Raw genomic sequence first — 22,379 nt, forward strand, 5'->3', positions numbered from 1 at the left:
CTGAGCAATGGACAATCTGCGCGGTGCGCTTCTCATGGTTCTCGCCATGACGGGTTTCGCCTTTGAAGACGCCTTCATCAAATACATGGCGGCCGATCTCCATATCGGCCATATCCTGATGCTGCTGGGGCTCGGCGGCACGGTGATCTTTGCCCTTGCCAGCGCCCTGCAGGGGCAGCCCGTCGTCACCCGCGCCCTCGTCTCGAAACCGATCCTGCTGCGCAATCTGGGCGAACTGATCGCCGCCATCGGCTTTGTCACCGCGCTCTCCATGGCCGATCTGTCGCTCGTCTCCGCAATCCTTCAGGCCAACCCGCTCGCCGTGACGCTGGCCGCCGCGCTCTTCATGGGCGAAACCGTGGGCTGGCGCCGCTACAGCGCCATCGCCGTGGGGTTTCTCGGCGTGCTGATGATCATCCGCCCCGGGTTCGACGGGTTCAACTTTGCCTCGCTCTGGGCGCTGACGGCGGTCTTTGCCCTCGCCCTGCGCGATCTCGCCACCCGCCGCGCCCCGCCGAGCGTCACCTCGATGCAGATCTCGACCTATGCCTTTGCCACCATCGCGCTCTCCGGTCTCGGGCTCTTGCTGATGGGGGGCGAGCCGCTCCTGCCTGCGGGCTTTCCGCTCTGGCCGCTCGGCGGCGCGCTCGTCGCCGGCTGCACCGGCTATTACGCCGTGGTGGCCGCCAACCGCGTCGGCGATGTCTCCTTCATCTCGCCCTTCCGCTACAGCCGGCTTCTGGTGGCGCTGGCCATCGGCATCATCGCCTTTGGCGAACGCCCCGACGCCTGGACGCTGCTCGGCTCGGCCATCATCATCGGCTCCGGCCTCTATACGATTCTGCGTGAACAGCGGCTCAAGAGGCGCAGCCGCGATACCGCCGTGAAACCGACGTAAAACCGTTACCGGCATCATCGGCGCAATCTCCTCGCAAATCGTCGTGTTAGCGATAACATATCCGGTTCCCTTTTCACCGGTTCTTTGCTACTGAACGGGCAACACTGGTTATTCAGGAATTGCCCCATGAGCACGATTATCGACATCCACGCCCGCGAAATCCTCGACAGCCGGGGCAACCCCACCGTCGAGGTCGACGTGATCCTCGAAGACGGCACCATGGGCCGCGCCGCCGTCCCCTCGGGCGCCTCCACCGGCGCCTACGAGGCGGTCGAACGCCGCGATGGCGACAAGAGCCGCTACATGGGCAAGGGCGTGCTCGAGGCCGTCGCCGCCGTCAATGGCGAGATCGCCGACACGCTCCTGGGCTTTGACGCCGCCGAACAGGTCGCCATCGACGAAGCGATGATCGAGCTCGACGGCACCGACAACAAATCCCGCCTCGGTGCCAACGCCATCCTCGGTGTCTCGCTCGCCACCGCCAAGGCCGCCGCGGATTTCTGCGCCCAGCCGCTCTTCCGCTATGTCGGCGGCACCTCGGCCCGCGTCCTGCCGGTGCCGATGATGAACATCATCAACGGCGGCGAACATGCCGACAACCCGATCGACATCCAGGAATTCATGATCATGCCGACCTCGGCGGAGAACATCCGCGACGCGGTCCGCATGGGCGCCGAGGTCTTCCACACGCTCAAGAAAGAGCTCTCCGCCGCCGGCCTCTCCACCGGCATCGGCGACGAAGGCGGCTTTGCCCCGAACATCGCCTCGACCCGCGAAGCGCTTGATTTCGTGCTGAAATCCATCGAGAAAGCCGGCTACAAGCCCGGCGACGACATCCATCTCGCGCTCGATTGCGCCGCCACCGAATATTTCAAGGACGGCAAATATGTCCTCTCCGGCGAAGGCAAGACCCTGAGTTCGCAGGAAAATGTCGACTACCTCAAGGCGCTGGTCGCCGATTACCCGATCATCTCGATCGAGGACGGCATGGCCGAGGATGACTGGGACGGCTGGATCGCCCTGACCGAGGCGCTGGGCGACAAGGTGCAGCTGGTCGGCGACGATCTCTTCGTCACCAACCCCACCCGCCTCGCCGAAGGCATCGAACGCGGCGCCGCCAACTCGATGCTGGTCAAGGTCAACCAGATCGGCAGCCTGACCGAAACCCTGCGCGCCGTCGAAATGGCCCACCGCGCCCGGATGACCAATGTCATGTCGCACCGCTCGGGCGAAACCGAAGACGCGACCATCGCCGATCTCGCCGTCGCCACCAACTGCGGCCAGATCAAGACCGGCAGCCTCGCCCGCTCGGACCGGCTGGCGAAATACAATCAGCTCATCCGCATTGAGGAAATGCTGGGCGACACCGCCATCTACGCGGGCCGCTCGATCCTGCGCTAAGCGCGGATCACGCCCCCCAAAACACCCCAAGGCGCGCGGCCCCCCGCGCGCCTTTTTCATGTCCGCCCTTCGCCCAAACAAAAAAGGGGCGCGCTCCCGGCGCACCCCTTCTTCGGTGGAACTCAAACCTAAACCAATCCCCGGATTACGGGCACGGCGCCTCGTAATAGGTGCCATTGCCGCGCGAATAGGCGCAGACATTGCGCTGGTTGTTCTGGGCCACGACCGTACCGGCCGCCGCACCGGCCAGCGCCGAGATCAGCCGCCAGTCATCATCCGCTCCCAGAGCCTCGGCAGTGATCAGGCCAGCAGCGGCCCCACCGGCCACACCGGCCACGGTGCGCTGATCAGAGGTCATGTTTTCACAAGCCCCCAGCACCAGCATCGACGTCCCTGCGATCATATGTACGATCTTGGTCATGACAAATTCCTTTCGCCTTGCGTTTCGTTGTCTGTCCCTCAACGCAAGCCCCCGAAAGGGGTTCCATCACCGCGACAAAATTTCCCACGCGTTCGGCGGATCTCAGCGCTCGCGCGCCCAGAACCTCTGGGCATAGGCCACCAGCGCCCGGGTCGAGCCGTCTTTGCCCTCCGCGCTTTCCTCGCCGGCCAGCACCGGCTCGAGCGCCCGGGCCAACTCTTTGCCAAGCTCGACCCCCCATTGGTCAAAGGAATTGATGCCGAGCATCACCCCCTCAACAAACACCCGATGCTCATAGAGCGCGATGATCTGCCCCAGCCGATAGGGGGTGAGCTGATCTATCATCAGCGTCACCGACGGCCGATTGCCCTCGAACACCCGATGCGCCGCCTGCCGGTCGCGCTCCGCCCCCTCATAGCCCGCCTCGGCCATCAGCGCCTGCGCCGTGGCCATATCGCGCCCGCGCATCAGCGCCTCGGATTGCGCCAGGCAATTGGCCAGCAACAGCCGGTGATGATGGGCAAGCGTCGGCTCATGGCCTTCGGCCGCCACGATGAATTCGCAAGGCACCACCTGCGTGCCCTGATGGATGAGCTGATAGAACGCATGCTGGCCATTCGTGCCCGGCTCGCCCCAGACCACCGGCCCCGACGGCAGATCGAGCGTGCGGCCATCCATCCGCACCCTTTTGCCGTTCGATTCCATCTCAAGCTGCTGCAAATAGGCCGGCAGCCGCTCCAACCGCTGCGCATAGGGCAGCACCGCCCGCGTCGGAAACCCCATCACCTGATGATGCCAGAGCCCCACGAGACCGAGCATCACCGGCATGTTCTCGGCCAGAGGCGCCTCGCGGAAATGCCGGTCCATCGCCGCCCCACCCCTGAGCATCATGCCAAAAGCCTCGGGCCCGATGGCAATCATCAGCGACAGGCCAATCGGCCCCCAGACCGAATAGCGCCCGCCGACATAATCGCCGAAATCGAACACCTGCTCGGGCGGCACGCCAAATTCGGCGGTCTTCTCCTTGGACGAGGACAGCGCCACGAACTGCTTGGCCGGGTTGTCCACCGCCGTCGCCATCCAGTCGCGCACCGTCGCCGCGTTGGTCATGGTCTCTTGGGTGGTAAAGCTCTTTGACGCGACAATCACCAAGGTCTGCCGCGGGTCGAGATGATCGAGAATATCCGCCGCATCCGCCCCGTCGACATTCGACAGGAAATGACAGCGCGGCCCTTGCCGAAAGGTCTCGAGCGCTCTGACCGCCATCTCCGGCCCGAGATGCGAGCCGCCAATGCCGATATTGACCACATCGGTGATCTCGCCGCCCGCGCCCTTGTAGCTCTGCGCCCGCACCCGCCGGGCAAAGCGCTTCATCCGTTCGAGCGTGTCGCGGATCTCGGGCATCACATCGCGGCCATCGACCTCGACCGGACCGCCCTCGAGATTGCGCAGCGCCGTGTGCAGCACCGCCCGCCCCTCGGTCTCGTTGATCCGCGCGCCGGAAAACATCGCATCGCGCCGCGCCGCCACCCCCGCCGCCTCGGCCCAGCCGAGCAGTGCCGCCCGGTCCTCGCGGTCGAGATGGGTCTTGGCATAATCAAAGAGCAGCCCGTCAAACCCGATGGAAAACGCCTCGGCCCGGCCTGCGTCCTCTTCAAACAGCGGCAGAATACCCCGCGCCCGCGCCGCTTCGCCCCGCGCTTTCAACTCGTCTTGCACTTTGAACAAATCCCTCAATTCCGACAATCGGCCCCGATTACAGCCCCGGCCACAGCCCCGGCCACACCCCCGTGACCGCGCCCCAAATTCACGGCGCCCAATGCACCTCGATATCGTCGAGCACCGCCGCCACCGGCGCCTGCAGCGGCGTCATCGACCGCGCCCGATCAAGCGCCCCGCGCTTGGCATCGCCCATGATCACCAGATGCTTGCTCATCGCGTCGTTGAGCACCCTCGCGCTCATCGTGACGCGCGGCTCCGGCTCGCCCTCGGCCCGCATCGGCACGAGCACCGGCGCGTCGCGGCTGAGCGCCTCTTCAATCCGGTCACCGCCGGGAAAGAGCGACGCAGTATGCATATCCGTCCCCATCCCCAACAGCAGCACATCAATCGGCAGCCGCGCCTCGATCCCCGCCGCCAGATCGTCGATCACCTCCTCCGGCGTCTCCGCCCGCCGGTAGAGCGGCACATGGGTCGCCTTCGCCGCCCGCTCAACGAACAGCCGCTCGCGCAGCAGCTTGGTGTTCGAGCGGATATGCTCCTCGGGCCGCCAGCGCTCATCCGAGAGCGCCACATCCACCCGGCTCCAATCGAGCCGCGTGGCGCAAAGAATGTCGAAAACCGGCCCCGGCGTCGTCCCGCCGGGGACCACGAGAAAGGCCCGATCCTGCGTCTCAAGCGCCGTGTTGAGCGCCCCGGCCAGCCGGTGTGCGAGCTGGATCGACAGCATGTCTTCGTCAAGATACTCGTTGAAATTCATGGCTTTATCTCCCGCCAACGGCGCCCGTCCCGATGCATCAGGAACATGGCGCTCTCCGGTCCGGAACTGCCCGGCGCATAGGGTTCGGGCGCCTGCCCCGACCCGTCCCACTCCGCGATGATCGGATCGGTCCAGGCCCAGGCCGCCTCGACCTCGTCGCCGCGCATGAACAGCGTCTGGTTGCCCCGGATCACATCCATGATCAGCCGCTCATAGGCATCCGGGAAATCCGCCTCATCGGGCCCGAGCACCTCCGCGAAACTCATGTCGAGCGGCACATCCACAAGACGCATTCCCCCCGGCCCCGGTTCCTTGATCGTCACGCCAAGCTCGATCCCCTCATTGGGCTGCAGCCGGATCGTCAGGATATTGTTATGGCGCTGCCCATCCTCTTCGAAAATCGAATGCGGCGCGTCCTTGAAGATGATGGCAATCTCGCTCGCCCGATCCTTGAGCCGCTTGCCGGTGCGCAGGTAAAACGGCGTCCCGGCCCAGCGCCAATTGCTGATATGCGCCTTGAGCGCGACAAAGGTCTCGGTGGTGCTGTCGCGGCTCTCCACCTGGTTGCGATAGCCCGGCCGCTCGCCATCGCCCTCATATTGACCGCGCACGATATTGTCGGGCTCTACAGGATCGAGCGCCCGGATCACCTTGAGCTTTTCGTCGCGCACCGCATCCGGGTCGAACTTGGCCGGCGGCTCCATCGCGATGAGACACAGAAGCTGCATGAGATGGTTCTGCACCATATCCCGCATCGCCCCCGACCGGTCGTAATAGCCGCCCCGCGTGCCGACCCCGACACTCTCGGCCACGGTGATCTGGATGTGATCGACATATTGGCTGTTCCACAGCGGCTCGAAGAGCATATTGCCAAACCGCACCGCCATCAGGTTCTGCACCGTCTCCTTGCCGAGATAATGGTCGATCCGGTAAATCTGGCTCTCGTCGAAATGCCGCGCCAGCATCTGGTTGAGCTCCTTGGCCGAGGCCAGATCGCGGCCAAAGGGCTTTTCCACCACCAGCCGCGTGCCTTCGCCCGCCATCCCATGCTTGTGCAACCGCTTGGCCAGATCGCCAAAGAGGCTCGGCCCCACCGAGAAATAGATCGCCCGGATGCGGTCGCTATGCATCTTGCCGGCCAGTTCCTCCCAGCCGGTCTCGCCCTTGGCGTCAAGCGTGACATAGCTCAGCAACTTGAGAAAGGATTTGAGCGCGCGCACCTTCACATCGCTCTTGTCGAGAAACTCGCGGATCGCCTCCTCGGCAAAAGCGCGGTAAGCCTCGCTGGTCATCTCGCCCCGCGCCGCGCCGATGATCTGGCTCTTCTTGCCGATCTGACCCGCGTTGAACCGCTGATAGAGCGCAGGCAGGATCTTGCGCCGGGCAAGATCGCCCGTGCCCCCGATGATCACCAGGTCGAAAGCCTCGACTGGGATGACGCGTGAAACCATCTGCACCTCTTTTCGCCGGACCCGATGCCCGACTTTGGCCCGAGACTAACACGCCCCCCGGTGTTCACAATGGCGTCAAATGCCCCTGTGCGGACTTTTATTACCGGGCTGGCGTCTTTAGTCGATGGTAGAGCACCAATGTGACGGGACCATCATGAAAGATCACGCAATCACGCCGGACGATGCCAGCCTCACCGCCCAAGCCCCGGACGGCGCGGCAAAATTTTCCGACCCTGCCGTGACCGCCAAGGGCGAGCCCCGCGCCTCCGTGCCGCTGAGCCATCCCGAAACGCTCTGGTTCAACACCGGCACGCTGTGCAACATCACCTGCGTGAATTGCTATATCGAGAGCTCGCCAAACAATGACCGGCTGGTCTATATCACCGAGCCCGAAATGCGCGCCTATCTCGATGAGCTCACCGCCCGGAACTGGCCGGTGCGCGAGATCGCCTTCACCGGCGGCGAACCCTTCATGAACCCCGAGATGTGCGCCATGGCCCGCACCGCGCTCGCCCGCGGCTATGAGGTGCTCATCCTCACCAATGCCATGCGCCCGATGATGCGCAAATCCGTGCAGGCCGAGCTCGCCGCGCTGATCGCCGACTATGGCCCCCGGCTCACCCTGCGCATCTCGCTCGACCATTGGTCTGAAGAGATGCATGACCAGATGCGCGGCAAGCAGGCCTTCGCTCGCACCCTCGACGGCATGATCTGGCTGCGCGACCAAGGCGCGCGCATGGCGGTCGCCGGCCGCACCCTCTGGGACGAAAGCGACGCAGAGGCCCGCGCCGGCTATGCCGCGCTCTACGCCCGCCATGGCTTTGACATCGACGCCAGCGACCCGGGCACCACGGTGCTTTTCCCGGAAATGGACGAAACCGTCGATGTGCCGGAAATCACCACCGCCTGCTGGGACATTCTCGGCAAATCGCCCCGCGACGTGATGTGCGCCTCCTCGCGCATGGTGGTGAAACGCAAAGGCGCCGCGACCCCCACCGTGCTCGCCTGCACGCTGCTGCCCTACGCGCCCGAGTTCGAGCTCGGCACAACCCTGGCCGAGGCCGAGCGCGACGTGGCGCTCAACCACCCCCATTGCGCCAAATTCTGCGTCCTTGGCGGGGCCAGCTGCTCGGCCTGAGCGTCGCGCCTCTGGCCCGCGCGGCTCTTGGGGTATTTGACACCAGAAAGAGGCCCCGCCTTGCCCCGCCAGAGCCCCGGGCGCATATATGAGAGATGTTGAAACTCACCCCGATTCTGCTCGCCCTGCTCTACGGGTTCGTGATGTACCGCTTCTCGGCCTGGCGCACCGCGCGCGAGCTCGACGCCCGCTCGACCGAGCTGGCCGATCCGATGCTGCGCGTGATGAACGACCGGCTCGCCCGCGCCCTCGACCTGCCGCGCATCCGCGTCCATATCTACGAGATCGACCCGGTCAACGGGCTTGCCGCCCCCGACGGCCGCATCTTCATCACCCGCGGCTTCTATCGCCAGTTTCAAGAGGGCGAGGTCAGCGCGGACGAGCTCGCCTCGGTCATCGCCCATGAGCTGGGCCATGTGGCGCTCGGCCATGCCCGGCGGCGGATGATCGACTTTTCCGGCCAGAACGCCCTGCGCACCGCAATGGCGCTGATGCTGTCGCGCGTCTTGCCGGGGATCGGTGGGGCCATCGCCAATGCGCTCACCTCGCTGCTCGCCGCCCGCATCTCGCGCGCCGATGAATACGAGGCCGACGCCTATGCCGCGGCCCTGCTGACCAAGGCCGGGATCGGCACCGCGCCGCAGATCTCGCTGTTTCAAAAGCTCGAAAAACTGACCGAGGCCCGGGGCGGCGCGGCCCCCGCCTGGCTGATGAGCCACCCCAAGACCGAAGAGCGCATCAAGGCCATCGAGAAACTGTCGCTGAGCTGGCAAGCCTGACGCAGCCCTGCTTCTTTCTGGTGTCAAATACCCATGACACCCGGCCCGCCGCGCTCAGGCGGTCAGGGCCTTGGCGAGCCGGGGCAGCCGTGCTTTCTTCAAAAGCGGCCGCAAGCTCCACGCCTCGCCCGAGAGCCGCCGCGCCTCCGCCAGAACCCGCGCCGCCACCTCGGCCACCATGTCAGGTTTGGCCTGCCAGAACCCCATGAGAAACGCGTCCGGGTCGGCCCGGCTCAGCCCCTCTTCGGCGAGGATATTGCGCGGGAAATCCTTGGCATTCATCGTCACGATCACTTCCGCCGAACTGGCGATGGCCACCGCCAGCACATGGGTGTCGGCCGCATCGGGCAGCCAGAGCCGCGCCTCGATCCCCGGCGCGGGCGCCACTTCGGCCTTGGGCCAGCGCGCCGCCAGTAGCGCCGCCTCGCCCGCCGCCTGCGCCGCGCCCTCCGGCCCGAGCTTTTGCGCCGCGCGCACCCATTCGCCGATGATCCGCTCGGACCAGAGCGGCGTGAACGCCCCCGTGCCCGCCACCCCCAGCAGCATCTCGCGCATCACCGTGGGATAGATCACATTGGCGTCGAGCAGCGCTTTCATAGGGCGAAGAACAGCGCCTTGAGATAGCCGCTCTCGGCGAGCTGCGGATGCATCGGATGATCCGGCCCGGCAAAGCCCGTGTGGATGAGCCGCGCCTCGCGCCCGGCGCGACCGATGCCACGCACCGACGCGCCCCGGAACGCCCCGAGATCGGCCGCATGCGAGCACGAGCAGAGCCCCAAGAGCCCGCCCTCGCGCACCAGCGGCGCCGCCAGCCGTGCCACCCGCTCATAGGCCCGCAAGCCCCGGTCGAGCGCCTTTTTCGTCGGCGCAAAGGCCGGCGGGTCGCAGATCACCACATCGAAACTCTCGCCCTCCGCCGCCAGCGCTTCGAGCTGGGCAAAGGCATCGCCGCGCCGCGTGGCAAACCGCGCCTCGGCCCCCATCGCCGCCGCCCCGGCCTCGGCCAGCGCCAGCGCCGGCTCCGACCCGTCGACCGCCACCGCGCTCTCGGCCCCGCCCGCCAGGGCCGCGAGCGAAAAGCCCCCGACATGGGAAAACACATCGAGCACCCGCGCCCCCGGCGCGAACCGCGCGGCAAAGGCATGGTTGGGCCGCTGATCATAGAATATCCCGGTCTTCTGCCCGCCCATCAGATCGGCCATATAGGTCGCGCCATTCATCGGCACCGCAAGCGGCCCGTCGGGCGCCGCCCCGCGCAAAACCGCGCTCTCTTCATCGAGCCCTTCGAGCGACCGCGCCCGGCCAGAGGCGTTCTTGATCACGGTGCTGACACCGGTCACCGCCACCAGCGCTTCGCTCAGCACCTCGATCATCGCCTCGGCCCAGGCCGCGTTGGGCTGGATCACCGCGACATCGCCAAACCGGTCGATGATCACCCCCGGAAGCCCATCGGCCTCGGCATGGACGAGCCGGTAATAGGGCGCCTCAAAGAGCCGCGACCGCAGATCGAACGCCCGCAGCAGCCGCGCCTCGATCCACGCGCGCCCGATCTCGGCGCCGGTGTCGCGGTCAAGAACCCGCGCCATGATGCGCGAATTGGGATTGATCGCCACCAGGGCCACGGGATTGCGCTCGGCATCCTCGAGCAGGCCGATGGTGCCCGGCGCGATCGCCCGGCTGCGGCGGTCGGTGACAAGCTCGTTGTCATATACCCAGGGAAACCCGTGCCGGATGTGGCGCGGGCTCATTTTGGGTTTCAGGCGGAGAATAGGCAAAGGGGACAGCGTCATGCCGTCCCCTTAGATCAGTTTGCGCGCTCTGGGAAGAGCCGGATCAGTTGAACATCTCAAGAAGCCCGAGCCGCACCGCCTTGAACCCTTCGGGATCGGTGAGCTCGGTGCGCACGACCTGGGCCAGATGCTCGGTGATGCGCACCTTCTGGGTCTCGCCCCGCGCCTCGGCCGCCACCGCCGCCTCGCCGCCATAGGCCTTGAACCCGGCTTCGACAAAGCGCGAGGGGGCCAGCGGCTCGCCGGTCTTGGGATGCAGCAGCGTCATGTTGAATTCCACGTCATGCACGCCGCCGGTGGTGTAGCGGGCCTTCTGGGTCAGCGCGTGAAAGCGGGTGATCTGGATGTGCAGATCGACCGTCGTCGGACCATCGAGCCCGGCCACACCCTTGGTCATCGCATCCTCGACGATGGCCTTGACCTGCGCATGACGGTCGCCCAGCGGATCTTCGCGCCAGACAATATCGCCTGCGGGGAAGTAGCGATTGGCCTCGCTCACCTCAAGGCTCTGCGGCACATCGACGATCACCCGGTTGACCTTGAGCGCCGGCACAGAGGGCGCCGCGATAAGCTCGTTGCCCGGCGGCGTGTTACGGGTGGCGGTATCGCTCATGGCACAGGCGCTCAGCCCCAGCCCCACAAACAGCGCAGTCATCACACGGATCAGTTTCATCTTGTCCTCCAGCGGGCCGAAACCCTCTTTGGGCTTTTGCCCTTGTCTGGAAACAATCTGCGCGGGAAATAAGGCGCATTTGAGATGGATTTAGTTCAATTCAGTGATGGTTTCAGGTCAGCGTCATGGCCGCATAGCCCTGCAAAAGCTGGTAAATTTACGTGTATACGAACGGATGACCGCCCCGCCCGCCGTGACTCAGTCGCGCTGTTGCCGCCGCCAGCCGCCGCGCCGCCGGGGCCGCTCGGCACTGGCTTGGCCCTCGCGCAGCACCTCGGTCATCGGATGCTCGGGATGCTCTGCGCCATAGCGCGCGATCAGCGCCGCGATATCCTCCTGCGTCTCGCGCCCGGCCTCCATCGACAGCGCCCAGTCGAGAAAGATCGACCGGCATTCGCCGCCCGTGATCCCCTCGATCCGATAGGCCTCACGGATGAGCCCCTTGGGGTCCAACGCATCTTTCACGCGCTTGCCGTTCATCTCCGTGCTCATCCCTGTCTCCCTTCCGGCGCGCGCTGCAGCGCCGCCTCGATGATCTCTTGCGCCCGCGCCGCGCGATGGTCGAGCGCGGCGATCAGCGCCGCCATATCCCCCGCCTCGACCTGACGCAGCAGGAACGCCTTGGCGCTGCCGGTCACCCGATCCGGGTCCGGCGCCTTGTCGCTGAGCAGCCGCGCCGCCAGCGTCACCCGCCAACAAAGCCTGAAAGCGGATTGCAAATCCTGCCTCTCCGCGTCACTTAACCAGCCGATTTCGACAGCCTCGGCCAAACCCTGATGCACATCACAGGTGCCGCTGCCCGCCATCAGGATCGCCGCCTGCGCGATGAGCTCCACATCCTGCAGCCGCCCCGGCCCGAGCTTGGTATCAAGCGGCCCATCGGGCTGTTTCGCCGCGCCGATCCGCGCCCGCATCTCCGCCACCTCGGCCAGAACCTTGTCCACCGGATAGGCCTGCGCCAGCAGCTCGCGCCGGAACGCCTCGACATCGCGGCCAAGCCCCGTATCGCCAGCAATCGCCCGCGCCCGGGTGAGCGCCAGATGCTCCCAGACCCAGGCCTCGCTCTTCTGATATTCCTGAAACGCCGCCCAGGCCGTCGCCACCGGCCCCTGATTTCCCGAGGGCCGCAGCCGCATATCCACCTCATAGAGCCGCCCCTCGGCGGTCTGCGCGGTGATCGCGGTGATCAGCGCCTGGGTCAGCCGCGCATAATAGGTCCGCGCCCCCAAGGGCCGCTTGCCGTCCGAGCTCTCAACCCCCTCCGCGTCATAGATCACGATAAGATCGAGATCCGAGGTCGAGTTGAGCCGCGCACCGCCCAGCGATCCCATGCCGAGCACCGCAGCCCCCCGCCCCGGCGGTGGCCCGTGCCGCGTCGCGAACTGCGCCACCACCTCCGGATAGAGCGCCGAGACAATCGCCTCGGCCAATTCCGCATATTGCTCGCCCGCGCGGTCCGCATCGATGAGATCGCGCAGATGATGCACCCCGATGCGAAAATGCCATTCCCGCCGCCAGCGCCGCGCCGCATCAAGCTTGCGCTCGTAATCGCTCTCGGCGGCGAGCATCTCGGCGGCCTCGACGCGCAGCGCTTCCATCCCCGGCCAGGGCGCAAAGAAATCGCCCGCGATCACCGCATCGAACACCCCCGCATTGCGCGACAGATGCGCCGCCAGCGCCGGCGCGGTCCCGGCAATATCCAAGAGCAGATCAATCAACTGCGGATTGGCCTCGAAGAGCGACAAGAGCTGCACCCCGGCCGGCAGCCCCGCCAAAAACCCGTCGAGCGCCACCAGCGCCTCTTGCGGATGCGCGGCACAGGCCAGCCGGTTGAGGATCTTCGGCCGCAGCCGGTTGAAAATCTCCGTGGCCCGGGTCGAGCGCAGCGCCGGATAGGTGGGCCAACGGGCGATGATCGTCCGGTCGAGCTCGATCCCTTGCGCGGGCGGCGTCTCTTCCACGCTCTCCGGCGCATCGGGGGCAAAGAACCGCTCGATGATCGCATCCACCTCGGTAAGCCGCGCGGTGATCTCGTCGCGCAGATCGCCAAGGTCGCGCCCCATGAAATCCGCCAGCCGCTGAAACTCTTCCTCGGAGCTGGGCAGCGCATGGGTCTGCGCATCGCGCAGCATCTGCACCCGATGCTCGACCTCGCGGTGAAACCGGTAATGATCGCGCAGCGTTGCCGCCACATCCGCCGGGATCCACTCATTCTCCGCCAGCCGCGCCAGCCCCTCTTCGGTGCCGCGCACCCGCAACGCGCGGTCGCGCCCGCCCGCGATGATCTGCCGTGTCTGGGTGAAAAACTCGATCTCGCGAATGCCGCCCCGGCCGAGCTTCATGTTGTGGCCAAACTGCCCGATCCCACGGCCAAACCCCTTGGCCTCGCGGATCCGCAGCCGCATGTTATGGGCATCCTCAATGGCCGCGAAATCGAGATGCCTGCGCCACACGAAGGGCTTGAGCGTCGCCAGAAACCGCTCGCCCGCCGCCAGATCCCCGGCACAGGGCCGCGCCTTGATATAGGCCGCCCGCTCCCAGGTCCGCCCGAGGCTTTCGTAATAGGCCTCCGCCGCCGCCATGGCGAGGCAGACGGGCGTCACGCTCGGATCGGGCCGCAGCCGCAGATCGGTGCGAAACACATAGCCCTCCGCGGTCCGGTCGTTGAGCGTCGCGCTCATCCGCCGCGTCGCCCGCACGAAACTCGCCCGCGCGTCGAGAAACTCCTCCGGCCCGAACCTCGTCTCGTCAAAGAGACAGATCAGGTCGATATCCGAGCTGTAGTTGAGCTCCCCCGCCCCCATCTTGCCCATGGCGAGCACCACCATGCCGCCCGCCGTCTCGATGTCATCCTCGCTTTGCCCCGGCAGCTTGCCACGCCGGATCTCGCGCCCCACCGCCTCGGTGAGCGCCCGCTGGCACGCCAGATCGGCAAACTCGGTGAGCGTCCCGGTCACCTCTTCCAACGGCCAGACCCCCGCCAGATCCGCGAGCCCCGCCAAGAGCGCAATCCGCCCCTTGGCCGCGCGCAGCCCCGAGCCAAGCGCCCCATCCTCGAGCCCCCGCACCTCCGCCATGAGACCCGCCCGCGCCGCCTCCGGGTCGTCGAGCGCCTCGCTCAGCCACCCCGCCTCCCGCGCGATCAACCCGGCGAGATAGGGGCTGCACCCCGCCGCCCCCGCCACCAGATCGGCCAGCTCGGGGGCAAGCCCCGGCACCTGGCCCCGCGCCTCCTCGGCAGCATCGGGATCATGGGGACGGGGACAGCGGGTCATGCGGGACAAAAAACTCATGGCCCGACCATTCCCCGCCCCCGTCCCGAGGTCAATGGGCCTCGCACCATTGCACGCACGCGCCCGCCTCCCTATCTGGGGATCATGACCTATACCCAAGCCCCGCTCACCTGGCACCTGCCCGATCCCGAACGTCAGCCCGAGTTCTACCGCGACGTGGCGACGAAACGCTTTGTCGCCTTCTGGATCGACACGGCGGCAATCTTGCTGCTCACGCTCATCGCCGTTGTGCTGACCGCCTTCACCGGACTTTTCTTCTTCCCGCTGCTCTTTCTCGCGGTGGGCTTTGCCTATCGCAGCTACGGGCTCGCCCGCCATTCCGCCACGCTTGGCATGCGGCTCACCGCCATCGAATTCCGCGACCGCAACGGCGACCGGCTCGGCACCGACACCGCCCTGCTGCACACGCTGGGCTTCTCGCTGAGCTGCCTGCTCCCGATCATTCAGATCGTCTCGATGGGCTTCATGCTGCTCAACCCGCGCGGTCAGGGGCTCACCGATATCGCCCTTTCCACCGTCGCTCTCAACCGCCGCGCCGCCAGCTAAACCCCAGCCAGCCTCGCAAATCCACAACCTGCCCCCTTGGCGGGGGGTATCTTCGTTGCTATCGTTTCCCTTGGATTGACGACAATAGAGGTATCATGCGCCACACGCTGCCCCTGGCCCCTCAGTTCTATGTGACCGCGCCGCAACCCTGCCCCTATCTGCCGGGGCGGATGGAACGGAAACTCTTCACCGCGCTGCAAGGCGACGAGGCGCAGCGGCTCAACGATTCCCTCTCGAAACAAGGCTTCCGCCGCTCGCAGAACGTGCTCTACCGCCCCGCCTGCGCCGATTGCGCCGCCTGCCTTTCGGCCCGGATCGACGTGTCACGCTTCAGCCCGACGAAATCGCAAAAACGGGTGCAGCGGCGCAATGAACATCTCGAACGCCGCGCCACCTCGCCCTGGGCCACCGAGGATCAATACGATCTCTTCCGCGACTATCTCGACGCCCGCCACGCCAGCGGCGGCATGGCCGATATGGACGCGTTCGAATTCGCCGCCATGGTCGAGGAAACCCCGGTGCGCACCCGCGTCGTCGAATATATCGACCGCGACAGCGGCGCGCTGATGGCCAGCTGCCTCACCGATATTCTCGATGATGGGGTGAGCATGGTCTACTCCTTCTTCAACCCCTCCATCGCCCGGCAAAGCCCCGGCACCTATCTGATCCTCGACCATATCCAGATGTGCCGCGATCTCGGCCTGCCTTACGTCTATCTCGGCTATTGGGTGCCGGGCAGCCCCAAGATGGGCTACAAGGCCGGGTTCTCGGGGATCGAGCTCTATGTCGGCGGCCAATGGGAAGACATGCGCCCGTCTGAGGACTACGAGGACCGCGCCCACCCGCTGCACAGCGATCCCATCGCCGAACAGGTGGCCGATATCGTGCTGCCCGACGGCATGGCCCGCCACTCGGGCGCCACGCGCTAGCCCGCGCCGCCGCCCTGCGCCGCGGCCGCCGCGCTGAGCCAGCCCATCACCGAGGCCACCGCCTCGGGCCGCCGCCCGCGCTGCGCCAGAAGATAGAAATCCTGCGCGCCGCGCATCACCGCCTCACTGACTTGCACGAGGCTGCCCTCCGCCAGATCCCGCGCCACCAGGAACCGGCTCACCAGCGCCACGCCCTGCCCGGCCCGCGCCGCATCAATGGCAAGCGCCGTCTGGCTGAGCCCAAGCCCGCGACCGCTCTCCTCCGCCACCCCGATCTGGCGCAGAAAGCCCGGCCAATGCCCATGGGCATCGCGCAGCTTGGGCAGCTGCGCGAGCTGCGCGGGCGTCACCGGCACCCTCCTATCGCCCAGCAGCTCCGGCGCCGCCACCGCGATCAGCTCTTGGGCGAAAAGCAACACCGCCTCGATCGACGCCCCAAAAGGCGGCCGCCCCTGCCGCACCGCCAGATCAATGCCATCCCCATGAAAGCTCGAGACTTTTTCAGTGGCCAATATGCGCAGATCGACATCCGGATGCCGCTCGGCCAGCCCCGCCATATTGGGGATGAGCCATTTCGCCGCAAAGCTCGGTGTGACGCTGATCGTCACCCGCCCGGGCGTCGGCCGTAGCGCCGCCGTGGCCTGCCGCATCTCGTCGAACGCCCCGGCGATCCGCCCGTGATAGGCCCGCCCCGCCTCGCTGAGCATCAAGCCTTTCGGCAAACGCTCGAACAAGGCCACGCCAAGCCCTGCCTCCAACTGCCGTACCTGCTGCGCCACCGCGCCTTGGGTCACGCCCAATTCCTCCGCCGCCGCGCGAAAGGTCAGATGCCGCCCCGCCGCCTCAAAGGCCCGCAGCCCGTTCAGATTGGGTAATCTCTCCATCTGGCAATAGTATTCCTACAGTCACGAGAGATCAATCCTCTCGCGCATTTGCCCGCCAGCCGGCGTATCTATGAGGCAAGCAACCCGATGCAATCCCCTGATGGAGGCAAAGATGACTGTAGACAAAGTAGCCCTGATCACCGCCGGCGGCTCCGGCATGGGCGCCGACGCCGCCCGCCGCCTGGCCCAAGATGGCTTTAAGGTCGGCATCCTCTCTTCCTCCGGCAAGGGCGAGGCCCTCGGCCAAGAGCTCGGCGGTTTTGGCGTCACCGGCTCCAACCTCGACCCCGAGGCGCTCGCCGCGCTGGTCGACGGCGCCACCGAACGCTATGGCCGCGTCGATGTGCTGATCAACTCTGCCGGCCACGGCCCCAAGGGCCCGGTGCTCGACATCCCCGATGAGGATTGGCATCAGGGGATGGAGGTCTACCTGATGAACGTGATCCGCCCCACCCGTCTCGTCACCCCGGTGATGCAGGCCCAGGGCGGCGGCGCGATCATCAACATCTCGACCTTCGCAGCCTTTGAACCCGACCCGCTCTTCCCGACCTCAGGCGTCTTCCGCGCCGGGCTCGCCGCCTTCACCAAGCTCTATTCCGACAAATATGCCGCCGATAACATCCGCATGAACAACGTGCTGCCGGGCTTTATCGACAGCCTGCCGGAAACCGACGACCGCCGCGCCCGCATCCCGCTCGGCCGCTATGGCCGCGCCGAGGAGGTCTCGTCGCTCATCGCCCTGCTCGCCTCCACCGACGGCGGCTATATCACCGGCCAGAACCTGCGCGTTGACGGAGGCCTCACCCGTGCCGTCTGATCTCGCCCCCCGCCGCCTCTCGACGGCCCAGATCGCCTTTGCGCTGAAATGGGTGGCCTCGGCCATCCAGATCGCGGGCTACGCCGCCACCGCCTTTGGCTGGACCCCCTACAACCTCTATTTCTTCCTCGTAGGCGTCCTCGGCTGGTTCCTCGTCGGCGTCATGTGGAACGACCGCGCCATCATGCTCATCCATATCGTCGCCCTCGCCGCCATGATCGCCGGGATGAGCCAGTAACGGGTGGGTGGGTCGTGAAAAGCGGAAGCTAACCGCGCTCGGCGGACCTCGCTGCCCTTCGCAGAGGCCATCGCCAGCCCAAGGCAGGGACTGGCGATGGCCGGGCCCCTTGCGCGCTGTTCATCGGCCCGGCGCTTGCACTGATCCCTCCGGGCCGGAAAATCCGCACTGTCGCTTTGCCGACGCGATACCGACGTGTCACCGACACCGCGTTTTCGGCTGGGTCCTCGCGGGCATCTTGTAGACAGACCGCGCCATCCGCATTCGGTTGATGTTTCGCGACACGTATTTAAGGGACACAAAAAATCGCTTTCTATAGGGCAACAGAAAATCCCGGAATGACGATGCGGTCAAAGAATTACCCGCAATTCGGGCTAATTCCACCCGAATTCAGCATAGACTGCTCCGGCAGTAACAATTGATGAGTTAACCCGTGCCTATAGAAACCTATACACTACCTGAGAGCATGCAATTGGTTGTCCGCATTCTTCCGTCGGGCAATGATCCTGATAGCTATGACAGCGAGATCCTTTCAGGATTTATAGAGTCTATTCCTGTGATCAAACGATCGGCCAGTGACAGGTCGCTGTACTTTCAGACCTTTTCCATTGCGCCGCCGCCCCGAAAGCAGATGCTGGAGAGCGGAAAATCCGCAACATCCTGGACGCCGCCCAGAGAGTTTGATCCCTGGAATGCCACGACGCGGGCCTTCTGGGCGCGCGTCGCCCGCAATCCGGATTTGCATCAACAGATAAAATCCTGGCTTGATCAGGTCCTGCACATGCTCGAGCGCGTCAACAAAATGGGCCGTGCGACAGAGGGGCTATGGGAACTCGACGAAACGCAATTCGCCGAACCCGCCATATCTGTTCTTGCAATAGCGCACCCTGATTTCGTCCCCTATTATGCGCGGTTCTTGACCGTCTGGGACATGCACCATGAAGTATCCCAGAAAGACGTCATTTCTCAAATTTTCGCGTCTCATGGAATTACTGAGGCAACCGAGAACCTGCTTATCGCTCGAATTGTTGATGGCGTTGGACAATATGGCTACGACAATTTCTGTGAAATGCTGCCACTCTTGCAAGAGCACTATGGCAAGATCGAAGGCACGGATTTTTACAAGCGAATGGCCGCGTATCATCACGCCGCATCTGTGAGCAGCTATGCACGTGTATTGCAGAATAAATTCGACAATTACAGATACGACTTTCTGCGGGACAAGAATCCGCAGCTGCCCAAACTCTCCGAGCTTCTCGCTTCGTTTTTTCCGGAGGGTCAGCCGAAACCATACGAAGGCGACCTCGAACTCTTCGACGATTTGCTTCGAAAACAGTAGACAAGCGCCCTCTAAAAACACCCCGGCCCGGCGCGTCAAACCAACGCTCCGGCACCGCCCACGCCGGCCGGGATGAGCCAGTAGCGCACAGGTGTATCGCCCGGTCAGGCCGCTCTTACTTGTTTCCCTTGCGCATCACCGACCTCGGGAGGCGGGTGAAACGCGGAACCCAGCTACGCTCCCCACTGATTTCCCCATTGCGGACGTTTCAGACCTTCCCTGCCGTTATGCCAAACTCTGTTTCCGAGTGATTGGATAAGCCAAAGAACTTGCGTAGTGTTCTGCATAAAGGGAGAAGGTAAAGCCGCCATGAAAAATCCAAAGGATGTTGGTGACGACGATATCTACGACCCTCAATTCGTCGCAAATTTATTTGACCGTTGCTCATCAAGCTACAGGCGGTGGAGCGCCATAAGCTCATTCGGATTCATTTCCTTATGGCGTTACCAATGTGTGAACCGTCTCATTCCACCTGCGCATACTGGCTCAATTGCGGTGGATCTGATGGCGGGAACGGGCGAGGTTTGGCCACATCTTCTGCGTCGGTTTCCTGACCTTGGCACGATCACGGCGCTGGATATTTCACACAGAATGCATTTGGAAGCTGTGGATCGCTTGCACGGTAAATACGCGGATATGATAACTCACATTGAAGCAGATGCGTTGCGAACTGATCTGCCATCTGATTACGCTGATCTCGTGATCTCCACTTTTGGTCTAAAGACCTTTGACCGAGATCACCAAAGTGTTTTGGCAAAACAAATTGCCCGTATTCTAAAGCCTGGCGGCAGCTTTGCACTGATCGAAGCATCGGACCCTAAGGGCTGGATGTTGCGGCCATTCTATCGGTTCTACCTCGACAGAATATTGCCCCAAATAGAACGGTTTTTCCTAAAAGGTGCGAAGGATTTCAGCATGATTGGCACCTACACAAGAAACTATGGTGACAGCACCCACATGGCGGAAGCCCTTCGCGAAGCAGGTCTGTCGGTAACATTGAAAAACCACTTCTTCGGCTGCGCCACCAGTGTCGCCGGATACAGGCCCGTCAAGCGGTGAAAAGATATAGGTTTTGATTGCGTATTTTTCCGTTGTTTCGGGCTGCTACTATCCACGGAAAAAACTCTAGCCTTATCGAGACGCCCGCTTCCGTCCAAGAACGGTTCAACATTTATCTGAGTTGCCGCGCCCGATCAGCGACGTAGAACCAATACCCCTGCCCCCACGATCAACATCATACCCGTGATCGACGCGACGGTCGGCGCGATGCCAAAACACAAGATATCCCAGACGGCAACAAAGACGAGATAGCTATACTCGAATGTAGCAACGGTGGATGGCGGCGCGGCTTGATACGCCCCCGCCAGCATCATGCCAATACCCACGGCAAATCCCGCCAACAGCAAAAGGACGAGCCAATCCTGTGGGGTCACTGTTGTCCATTCACCAAGAATATACGGATAGGCCGCGTGCAGCTCACCCTGCGGCTTCAGAAAAACCAGAAAAAGGCTTACCGCAACACCCGCCACCATCATGACGGTATTCTGCGACAACGAAAGCGCGGCAAGGGGCACGCCCTGGCATCTTGTCCGTGTCGTAATATGTGCAAGAGCATAGAAACCCGCGCCTATGATCGGCAACAATGCCCAAGGCGAAAACGCGTCTGTGCCTGGCTGTAACAAGACGACGACCCCGACAAAGCCAAGCACCACACCCATCCAACCCAGAGGCCCGACGGCTTCCTTGATCACATAGGCGGACAGCAAGGCCACAAAGATAGGAGCGATGTAATTTGCAGCGCCAACTGTCGACAAGCTTAGAAATGGGATGGCGGCATAGAAGGCTAGAAATGTGGTTGTGATAAAGAGCGCACGTAATATGGACCATGTCCCAAAGGCGGCGCGCAGAATGCCCCTATGTGCGCCGCGCATCCAACTCACACTCAGCAGCAGAGGCACGGCCAGAACGCCGCGTAGCGCAAAAATTTGCCAAAGGGTCAGAGTGTTGCTGAACAGTTTGAAGATGACATCTTGAACTGAAATCGTGAGTGCAGCCAGGACAATCAGCAGGACACCCCGGGTGATGTTTAGCGGGCGGGTTTCGACCTCAATGCTCAAGAGCGGTATCTCCGTTAGCTTCCGCGCAACTTGCATCGCGAGGTACATTGGGGGTCTCGGCGCTCACTTCGGCTCGACGCTTTCATTCCGATATGATTGGTAAATCCGACAGTCCTACGCGCCACAGCATTTCGCCAGCCCAAGGCAGGGGCTGGCGATGGCCGGGCCCCTTGCGCGCTGTTCACCGGCCCGACGCGCCAAACCAACGCGCCGGGCCGGAAAATCCCCACCGCCGCTTTACCGACGCGAGACCGACGTGCCACCGATACCCCGTTTCGCCCTCAACCGAGCTTGCGCAGCCGCTTGAAGAGGCTCGACGTATCCCAACGCCCGCCGCCCATTTTCTGCACATCCTTGTAGAACTGATCGACCAGCGCCGTGACGGGAAGCGACGCGCCGTTTTCCTCCGCCGTGTCGAGGCAGATCCCCAGATCCTTGCGCATCCAATCCACCGCGAACCCATGTTCGAACTGGTCGTCGATCATCGTCTCATAGCGGTTCGCCATCTGCCAGCTGCCCGCAGCGCCCTGGCTGATCACCTCCACCACGGCCCGCCCGTCGAGCCCGGATTTCTCCGCGAAATGAAGCGCCTCGCTCAGACCCTGCACAAGGCCCGCGATGGCGATCTGGTTGCACATCTTGGTCATCTGGCCGGCACCGCTCTCGCCGATCCGGCGGCAGATCCGCGCATAGGCCGCCATCACCGGCTCGGCCTGCCCATAGGCCGCCTCATCGCCACCGCACATGACCGAGAGCACGCCGTTTTCCGCCCCCGCCTGACCGCCCGAGATCGGCGCATCCACAAAGGCGAGCCCCTTGGCCCCCGCCGCCTCATAGAGCTCGCGGGTGACCTTGGCCGACACGGTGGTGTGGTCGACGAAAACCGCCCCCTCTTTCATCCCCTCAAACGCCCCGTCCTCGCCCAGACAGACGCCCCGCAGATCATCGTCATTGCCGACACAAGCCATAACGAAATCAGCACCTTGCGCCGCCTCGCGCGGGGTCTTCGCCGCCGCGCCGCCATGCTCTTTGACCCAAGCCTCGGCCTTGGCCGCGGTGCGGTTATAGACGGTCACCTCATGCCCCTTGGCCTGTAGATGCCCCGCCATCGGGTAGCCCATCACACCCAAGCCCAGAAATGCCAGTTTCGCCATATCCCTCACCTCCTGCATTGTCTCAGGCCGGA

The 22,379-nt window shown here is 64.2% G+C and carries 22 protein-coding genes; 10 read left to right on the forward strand and 12 right to left on the reverse strand.

The genetic code is table 11. From position 1 onward, the window contains the following. Positions 1 to 7: 7 nt before the first annotated feature. Both ISM_RS16310 and eno read left to right on the forward strand, forming a co-directional pair. Positions 8 to 898, forward strand: a complete 891-nt coding sequence (locus tag ISM_RS16310) for a DMT family transporter (RefSeq protein ID WP_009815303.1) — start codon at positions 8 to 10, stop codon at positions 896 to 898. Positions 899 to 1,024: 126 nt separating this feature from the next. Further along, on the forward strand, positions 1,025 to 2,299 hold the full coding sequence (eno, locus tag ISM_RS16315; RefSeq protein WP_009815305.1) for a phosphopyruvate hydratase: 1,275 nt from the start codon (positions 1,025 to 1,027) through the stop codon (positions 2,297 to 2,299). Positions 2,300 to 2,444: 145 nt separating this feature from the next. On the opposite strand, the gene ISM_RS16320 is transcribed toward eno, so the two are convergent. The 4 genes from ISM_RS16320 to zwf all read right to left on the reverse strand — a co-directional run bounded on the left by ISM_RS16320 (position 2,445) and on the right by zwf (position 6,650). Then, a complete protein-coding gene (locus ISM_RS16320) occupies positions 2,445 to 2,720 on the reverse strand; it encodes a glycine zipper 2TM domain-containing protein (protein WP_009815306.1) in 276 nt (91 codons plus the stop codon). 102 nt (positions 2,721 to 2,822) lie between these two features. Next, complete coding sequence (pgi, locus tag ISM_RS16325) at positions 2,823 to 4,448, reverse strand: glucose-6-phosphate isomerase (RefSeq protein WP_009815307.1); 1,626 nt, start codon at positions 4,446 to 4,448, stop codon at positions 2,823 to 2,825. Between the two features lie 79 nt (positions 4,449 to 4,527). Beyond that, positions 4,528 to 5,199, reverse strand: coding sequence for a 6-phosphogluconolactonase (pgl, locus tag ISM_RS16330; RefSeq protein WP_009815308.1), 672 nt, complete (start codon positions 5,197 to 5,199; stop codon positions 4,528 to 4,530). Next, positions 5,196 to 6,650: a glucose-6-phosphate dehydrogenase gene (gene zwf, locus ISM_RS16335; RefSeq protein ID WP_009815309.1), complete on the reverse strand. Its 1,455-nt coding sequence runs from the start codon at positions 6,648 to 6,650 to the stop codon at positions 5,196 to 5,198. The genes pgl and zwf overlap by 4 nt, the downstream gene beginning before the upstream one ends. A gap of 154 nt (positions 6,651 to 6,804) precedes the next feature. Between zwf and ISM_RS16340 the strand changes: the two genes are divergently transcribed. Both ISM_RS16340 and ISM_RS16345 read left to right on the forward strand, forming a co-directional pair. Beyond that, positions 6,805 to 7,788: a radical SAM protein gene (locus ISM_RS16340; RefSeq protein WP_009815310.1), complete on the forward strand. Its 984-nt coding sequence runs from the start codon at positions 6,805 to 6,807 to the stop codon at positions 7,786 to 7,788. Between the two features lie 95 nt (positions 7,789 to 7,883). Further along, positions 7,884 to 8,567 carry a M48 family metalloprotease gene (locus ISM_RS16345; RefSeq protein WP_009815311.1) on the forward strand — a complete coding sequence of 228 codons (684 nt, stop codon included), beginning with the start codon at positions 7,884 to 7,886 and terminating at the stop codon, positions 8,565 to 8,567. A 54-nt stretch (positions 8,568 to 8,621) separates the two neighbouring features. On the opposite strand, the gene ISM_RS16350 is transcribed toward ISM_RS16345, so the two are convergent. The 5 genes from ISM_RS16350 to ISM_RS16370 form a co-directional block, all read right to left on the reverse strand. After that, positions 8,622 to 9,164 carry an RSP_2648 family PIN domain-containing protein gene (locus ISM_RS16350; RefSeq protein WP_009815312.1) on the reverse strand — a complete coding sequence of 181 codons (543 nt, stop codon included), beginning with the start codon at positions 9,162 to 9,164 and terminating at the stop codon, positions 8,622 to 8,624. Then, complete coding sequence (locus tag ISM_RS16355; RefSeq protein ID WP_040618171.1) at positions 9,161 to 10,357, reverse strand: RSP_2647 family RNA methyltransferase; 1,197 nt, start codon at positions 10,355 to 10,357, stop codon at positions 9,161 to 9,163. Before ISM_RS16355 ends, ISM_RS16350 begins: the two co-directional genes overlap by 4 nt. Before the next feature lie 43 nt (positions 10,358 to 10,400). Further along, positions 10,401 to 11,030, reverse strand: coding sequence for a DUF6778 family protein (locus ISM_RS16360; protein ID WP_009815314.1), 630 nt, complete (start codon positions 11,028 to 11,030; stop codon positions 10,401 to 10,403). 198 nt (positions 11,031 to 11,228) lie between these two features. Then, a complete protein-coding gene (locus ISM_RS16365; RefSeq protein ID WP_009815315.1) occupies positions 11,229 to 11,522 on the reverse strand; it encodes a hypothetical protein in 294 nt (97 codons plus the stop codon). Next, entirely contained in the window at positions 11,519 to 14,323 is a 2,805-nt protein-coding gene (locus tag ISM_RS16370) for a [protein-PII] uridylyltransferase family protein (protein WP_040618172.1), read from the reverse strand. Before ISM_RS16370 ends, ISM_RS16365 begins: the two co-directional genes overlap by 4 nt. A gap of 84 nt (positions 14,324 to 14,407) precedes the next feature. Between ISM_RS16370 and ISM_RS16375 the strand changes: the two genes are divergently transcribed. Then, positions 14,408 to 14,869, forward strand: a complete 462-nt coding sequence (locus ISM_RS16375; RefSeq protein ID WP_009815317.1) for an RDD family protein — start codon at positions 14,408 to 14,410, stop codon at positions 14,867 to 14,869. A gap of 95 nt (positions 14,870 to 14,964) precedes the next feature. Further along, positions 14,965 to 15,798 (forward strand): arginyltransferase, encoded by an 834-nt coding sequence (locus ISM_RS16380; protein WP_009815318.1) that lies wholly within the window; start codon positions 14,965 to 14,967, stop codon positions 15,796 to 15,798. On the opposite strand, the gene ISM_RS16385 is transcribed toward ISM_RS16380, so the two are convergent. After that, the gene (locus ISM_RS16385; protein ID WP_009815319.1) at positions 15,795 to 16,682 is read right to left on the reverse strand and encodes a LysR substrate-binding domain-containing protein; all 888 of its coding nucleotides are present in this window, start codon (positions 16,680 to 16,682) and stop codon (positions 15,795 to 15,797) included. The two genes, ISM_RS16380 and ISM_RS16385, sit on opposite strands and share 4 nt — an antisense overlap. A gap of 112 nt (positions 16,683 to 16,794) precedes the next feature. On the opposite strand from ISM_RS16385, the gene ISM_RS16390 reads away from it, so the two are divergent. From ISM_RS16390 to ISM_RS16405, 4 genes are all read left to right on the forward strand, one after another. Beyond that, positions 16,795 to 17,499, forward strand: a complete 705-nt coding sequence (locus ISM_RS16390; protein ID WP_009815320.1) for an SDR family oxidoreductase — start codon at positions 16,795 to 16,797, stop codon at positions 17,497 to 17,499. After that, positions 17,489 to 17,737 carry a DUF6552 family protein gene (locus ISM_RS16395; RefSeq protein WP_009815321.1) on the forward strand — a complete coding sequence of 83 codons (249 nt, stop codon included), beginning with the start codon at positions 17,489 to 17,491 and terminating at the stop codon, positions 17,735 to 17,737. The genes ISM_RS16390 and ISM_RS16395 overlap by 11 nt, the downstream gene beginning before the upstream one ends. Before the next feature lie 466 nt (positions 17,738 to 18,203). Beyond that, a complete protein-coding gene (locus tag ISM_RS16400; RefSeq protein ID WP_156783424.1) occupies positions 18,204 to 19,076 on the forward strand; it encodes a hypothetical protein in 873 nt (290 codons plus the stop codon). 309 nt (positions 19,077 to 19,385) lie between these two features. Beyond that, entirely contained in the window at positions 19,386 to 20,135 is a 750-nt protein-coding gene (locus ISM_RS16405; RefSeq protein WP_040618174.1) for a class I SAM-dependent methyltransferase, read from the forward strand. Positions 20,136 to 20,269: 134 nt separating this feature from the next. Here the strand turns inward: ISM_RS16405 and ISM_RS16410 are convergent, their stop codons facing one another. Together ISM_RS16410 and ISM_RS16415 are read right to left on the reverse strand one after the other, a co-directional pair. Beyond that, positions 20,270 to 21,193, reverse strand: a complete 924-nt coding sequence (locus tag ISM_RS16410) for a DMT family transporter (protein WP_198011675.1) — start codon at positions 21,191 to 21,193, stop codon at positions 20,270 to 20,272. A gap of 281 nt (positions 21,194 to 21,474) precedes the next feature. After that, the gene (locus ISM_RS16415) at positions 21,475 to 22,347 is read right to left on the reverse strand and encodes an NAD(P)-dependent oxidoreductase (RefSeq protein WP_009815325.1); all 873 of its coding nucleotides are present in this window, start codon (positions 22,345 to 22,347) and stop codon (positions 21,475 to 21,477) included. Positions 22,348 to 22,379: the final 32 nt, after the last annotated feature.

Origin of the sequence: Roseovarius nubinhibens ISM (genome assembly GCF_000152625.1) — a bacterium.
Lineage (GTDB): Bacteria > Pseudomonadota > Alphaproteobacteria > Rhodobacterales > Rhodobacteraceae > Roseovarius > Roseovarius nubinhibens.

What these genes read in the sequence shown, in the direction of transcription:
- ISM_RS16370 (WP_040618172.1), bottom strand. Translation starts at nt 14,323, where the DNA reads ATGAGTTTTTTGTCCCGCATGACCCGCTGTCCCCGTCCCCATGATCCC.
- ISM_RS16350 (WP_009815312.1), bottom strand. Translation starts at nt 9,164, where the DNA reads ATGAAAGCGCTGCTCGACGCCAATGTGATCTATCCCACGGTGATGCGC.
- ISM_RS16380 (WP_009815318.1), top strand. Translation starts at nt 14,965, where the DNA reads ATGCGCCACACGCTGCCCCTGGCCCCTCAGTTCTATGTGACCGCGCCG.
- ISM_RS16365 (WP_009815315.1), bottom strand. Translation starts at nt 11,522, where the DNA reads ATGAGCACGGAGATGAACGGCAAGCGCGTGAAAGATGCGTTGGACCCC.
- zwf (WP_009815309.1), bottom strand. Translation starts at nt 6,650, where the DNA reads ATGGTTTCACGCGTCATCCCAGTCGAGGCTTTCGACCTGGTGATCATC.
- ISM_RS16310 (WP_009815303.1), top strand. Translation starts at nt 8, where the DNA reads ATGGACAATCTGCGCGGTGCGCTTCTCATGGTTCTCGCCATGACGGGT.
- eno (WP_009815305.1), top strand. Translation starts at nt 1,025, where the DNA reads ATGAGCACGATTATCGACATCCACGCCCGCGAAATCCTCGACAGCCGG.
- ISM_RS16415 (WP_009815325.1), bottom strand. Translation starts at nt 22,347, where the DNA reads ATGGCGAAACTGGCATTTCTGGGCTTGGGTGTGATGGGCTACCCGATG.
- ISM_RS16345 (WP_009815311.1), top strand. Translation starts at nt 7,884, where the DNA reads ATGTTGAAACTCACCCCGATTCTGCTCGCCCTGCTCTACGGGTTCGTG.
- ISM_RS16390 (WP_009815320.1), top strand. Translation starts at nt 16,795, where the DNA reads ATGACTGTAGACAAAGTAGCCCTGATCACCGCCGGCGGCTCCGGCATG.
- ISM_RS16355 (WP_040618171.1), bottom strand. Translation starts at nt 10,357, where the DNA reads ATGACGCTGTCCCCTTTGCCTATTCTCCGCCTGAAACCCAAAATGAGC.
- ISM_RS16400 (WP_156783424.1), top strand. Translation starts at nt 18,204, where the DNA reads ATGCAATTGGTTGTCCGCATTCTTCCGTCGGGCAATGATCCTGATAGC.
- ISM_RS16340 (WP_009815310.1), top strand. Translation starts at nt 6,805, where the DNA reads ATGAAAGATCACGCAATCACGCCGGACGATGCCAGCCTCACCGCCCAA.
- ISM_RS16405 (WP_040618174.1), top strand. Translation starts at nt 19,386, where the DNA reads ATGAAAAATCCAAAGGATGTTGGTGACGACGATATCTACGACCCTCAA.
- ISM_RS16360 (WP_009815314.1), bottom strand. Translation starts at nt 11,030, where the DNA reads ATGAAACTGATCCGTGTGATGACTGCGCTGTTTGTGGGGCTGGGGCTG.
- pgl (WP_009815308.1), bottom strand. Translation starts at nt 5,199, where the DNA reads ATGAATTTCAACGAGTATCTTGACGAAGACATGCTGTCGATCCAGCTC.
- ISM_RS16320 (WP_009815306.1), bottom strand. Translation starts at nt 2,720, where the DNA reads ATGACCAAGATCGTACATATGATCGCAGGGACGTCGATGCTGGTGCTG.
- ISM_RS16385 (WP_009815319.1), bottom strand. Translation starts at nt 16,682, where the DNA reads ATGGAGAGATTACCCAATCTGAACGGGCTGCGGGCCTTTGAGGCGGCG.
- ISM_RS16375 (WP_009815317.1), top strand. Translation starts at nt 14,408, where the DNA reads ATGACCTATACCCAAGCCCCGCTCACCTGGCACCTGCCCGATCCCGAA.